General features: G+C 65.3%; 3 protein-coding genes. 2 read left to right on the top strand and 1 reads right to left on the bottom strand.

Features of this window, described 5'->3' with window-relative positions; all coding sequences use genetic code 11:
* The first annotated feature begins 156 nt into the window (after positions 1 to 156).
* Both EN742_RS27470 and EN742_RS27465 read left to right on the top strand, forming a co-directional pair.
* Positions 157 to 564, top strand: coding sequence for a 4-oxalocrotonate tautomerase family protein (locus EN742_RS27470; protein ID WP_126055669.1), 408 nt, complete (start codon positions 157 to 159; stop codon positions 562 to 564).
* A gap of 308 nt (positions 565 to 872) precedes the next feature.
* A complete protein-coding gene (locus tag EN742_RS27465) occupies positions 873 to 3,095 on the top strand; it encodes an AMP-binding protein (protein ID WP_128333497.1) in 2,223 nt (740 codons plus the stop codon).
* A 4-nt stretch (positions 3,096 to 3,099) separates the two neighbouring features.
* Here EN742_RS27465 and EN742_RS27460 read toward each other — a convergent pair.
* A partial coding sequence (locus EN742_RS27460) for a phosphatidylcholine/phosphatidylserine synthase (protein WP_148670295.1) occupies positions 3,100 to 3,843 on the bottom strand: 744 nt, incomplete at its 5' end.

Below are 3,843 nucleotides of genomic sequence, written 5' to 3'. Positions count from 1 at the left end.
AGCAAGGAAGGTCCTGAGGAGGTCTGGGTCGAGCACTTGCATAATTCGATGATATCGAATCTTTTTTTCGAAACAATTCGATTTTTTTGATTCAATGATCGTGACATGGTTTCTTCCAACGGCGAGGAAGCGCCGCTCACAACGAGGAGAAAGAAAATGCCGATCATCAATGTCAGCGTCACCGGCAAGCCCGACGCCGCTTTGTCCGCCACTATCGCCAAGGAGGTGACCGAGATCACCGCCAAGCAGCTGCGCAAGGACCCGACCATCACCGCGGTCGCCATCAGCTATATCGATCCGCAGCACTGGTTCGCCGGCGGCAAGTCGCTGGCCGAGCATGATTCCAATACTTTCTGGCTCGACATCAAGGTGGTCGACGGCACCAACACCAAGCTCGAGCTCGAAGCCTATCTCCAGGCGATCTTCGCCGCCTTCGGCCGCCTGCTGGGCGGCGTGCATGAGGAGAGCTACGCCTTCGTGCACGAGGTTCCGGCCGCCGCCTATGGCTACGGCGGCAAGACGCAGGAGTTCCGTTTCATCAGCGGCAGGCTGAAGGCGGCGTAGCCCGGCGCCCTCTCCTTCTCCCCTTGTGGGAGAAGGTGGCCGAGCGAAGCTCGGTCGGATGAGGGGTGCTGGACGGATCGCTGCATCGACAAGATAAGCGCCGAAAATCGTTTGATTTTCTAGCGACCGAGTTTCTTCCAGCAGCCCTCATCCGTCTCGGCGCTGCGCGCCGATCCACCTTCTCCCACAAGGGGAGAAGGCCAGAGGGCACTCAGTCCACATTGACGTCGCCCGCGCTTGCGCTACCCTCTGGCTCCGAAGCGGCCGCTCAAGAGCCGCGACGTGGAGGACGTTGGGAGAGCGCGGCAATGATCCTGACCCTGGCGCTGCTTGCAGGCCTCGTCGCGGCGTGGTTGCTGATCGGCATACTCGAAACGATGCGGCTTGGCCTGCGCTTCACGCAGGCGCTGCTCTATGTGCCGTTCAAGCTCGCCTACCGGATCGCCGACGAGCGCATCCGCGTCGCCCGCAATGCCAAGGCGCCGGTCATCTATGTGAGCTCGCATCAGTCGCGCTTCGAGCCGGCGCTGATGCTATCGCTGCTGCCGGACGACACGCTGCACATCCTCGACGATGCGTCGGCGCGCTCGCCCTGGCTGGAGCCATGGCGCGAGCTTGGCCGCACCATCGCCTTCAATGCCGAGCATGTCTTCGTCAGTCGCCGGCTGGTCAGGGTGCTGAAGGGCAAGGGCCGGCTTGCCGTCTATCTGCCCGATGCGGTCGAGCCTGACGTCAAATCCTTTCGCCTGTTCCGCGCCATCACCCGCATTGCCATGCAGGCCGACGCCAGCATCGTACCGATCTTCATCGCCGGCGCGCGCGACCTGCCGGTGTCGCTGACCCCGGCGGACCGGGCGCCGCGCCACTGGTTCCCGCGCCTCGCGATAAGCGTGCTGGAGCCTATGACGATCGCCGAGCTGGTGGCGCGCAACCCTGACCAGGCCTCTAACACCAACGCGCTGTTCGACCGCTTCGCGGAAGCCAGGCTCTTCGGCACCAATCTCGACCGCGGCCTGTTCCTCGCCATGCGCGACGCGGCAACCAGAGTCGGCGCCTCGCACCCGATCATCGAGGACGTCATCTCGGGCGCGCTCAGCTATCGCAAGATGTTCATCGGCGCGCGCGTGCTCGGCCGCCGCTTCGAGGCGGTGTCGGCGCCTGGCGAAGCGGTCGGGCTGCTGCTGCCCAACGCCAACGGCGTGGTGCTGTCCTTCGTCGGCCTCATCTCGGCCGGCCGGGTGGCGGCGATGATCAACTACACCGCCGGGTCGGCAAGCGTCACCGCCGCTGTGCGCACCGCCGTCATCCGAACCGTCGTCTCCTCCCGCGCCTTCATCGAGAAGGCCGGGCTCGCCGACATCGCCGAGGCGGTCGAGGCGGGGGGCGCCAAAATGCTCTGGCTGGAGGATGTGCGCCAGAGCGTGACGATGCTGGACAAGCTCGCGGCCGCGCTGCTGTGGCGTTTTCCGCTGCGGCCACAGGATGCGGCAAAGCCAGCGGTGATCCTGTTCACCTCGGGCTCGGAAGGCACGCCCAAGGCGGTGGTGCTGTCGCACAAGAGCCTGCTCGCCAACGCCATGCAGGCGGAGGCGCGCATTACCATCTCGCCCGCCGACACCCTGCTCAACGTGCTGCCGGTGTTCCACTCCTTCGGACTGACCGGCGGCACCATCCTGCCGCTGGTCACCGGCGTGAAACTGTTCCTCTACCCCTCGCCGCTTCACTACAAGATCATCCCCGAGATCGCGCGCAAGGTCGGGCCGACGATCATGTTCGGCACCGACACTTTCCTCGCCAATTATGCGCGCACCGCCAAGGACGGCGACTTCTCCAGCCTGCGCTTCGTCGTCGCCGGCGCCGAGGCGGTCAAGCCGGAGACGCGCCGCGTCTATCGCGAGCGCTTCGACGCATCAATCATCGAGGGTTTTGGGCTGACCGAGGCCGCCCCGGTCGTCGCCGTCAACACCGCCATCCATGGCCGCGACGGCACGGTCGGACGGCTGTTGCCAGCCATCCGCATGAAGCTCGAAGCCGTCGAGGGCATTGACGATGCCGGCCGGCTGTGGCTCGACGGGCCGAACATGATGATGGGCTACATGACCGCCGACCGGCCTGGCGAGTTGCAGCCGCTCAATGGCTGGCACGATACCGGCGACATTGTCTCGGTCGACCGCGACGGCTTCATCACCATTCGCGGCCGCGCCAAGCGCTTCGCCAAGATCGCTGGAGAGATGGTGTCGCTGGGCGCGGTCGAGATGCTGGTGCAGTCGCTGTGGCCGGAAGAACGCCACGCCGCCGTCGCGGTGCCGGACAAAAGACGCGGCGAGCGCATCGTGCTGGTGACCACGGCCGACGATGCCAGTCCGGAGGAACTACGCGCCTTCGGCAAGAAGGCGGGCGCGGCCGAACTGATGGTGCCCAATGACATCATCAAGGTGGAGGAGATCCCGGTGCTGGGTTCGGGCAAGACCGACTACGTCTCGACCCGCAGGCTGGCGATCGACCGACTGGGGCTGAGCGCCGCGGCCTAGCGCCTTAACCGATATCCGAAGGCGGCACCTTCTCGCCTTCGCGCATGGCGCGTTTCGAATAGGCGCGCACGGAAAGCGGCAGGAAGACCAGATAGCCGGCGACCGAAGCGGTCAGCGTGTACCAGGGGTAGGTCATCAAAAGCAGGACGTAGAGCACCACGGCGAGGATCACCGGCAACACCTTGTCGCCCGGCACCTTGATGCTTTTGCCCGAATAGACCGGCAGCCGGCTGACCAGCAGGAAGGCGACGAGCACGGTGAAGCCGGTGGCGACAAAGGCGGCGAGACGGGTCGGCTCAAGTCCCAGCCGCAGGAAATAGAGATAGAGCGGCAGCATCACCAGCACCGCGCCCGCCGGCGCCGGCACGCCGACGAAATATTCGCTTTGCCACAGCGGCCGGTCGGCCTTCTCGTCGTCAAGCACATTGAAGCGGGCGAGCCGCAAGCCGCAGGCGATGGTGAACAGCAGCGCCGCGATCCAGCCGAACGAGCCGGCGCGGTCGAGCAGGAAGGCATAGAGCACCAGCGCCGGCGCGACGCCGAAATTGACGATATCGGCCAGCGAATCCATCTGCGCGCCGAATTTCGATGTCGCCTTCAGCATGCGCGCCAGGCGGCCGTCTATGCCGTCGAGGAAGGCGGCGAGCAGCACCATCACCACCGCCGGCTCGAAGCGGCCCTGGAAGCCGAAGCGGATGCCGGAGAGGCCGGCGCAGATGGCAAGCACAGTGACGAGATTGGGCAGCAC

Origin of the sequence: Mesorhizobium sp. M4A.F.Ca.ET.020.02.1.1 (genome assembly GCF_004022645.1) — a bacterium.
Lineage (GTDB): Bacteria > Pseudomonadota > Alphaproteobacteria > Rhizobiales > Rhizobiaceae > Mesorhizobium.
This window is presented reverse-complemented; position numbering and strand designations above follow the sequence as displayed.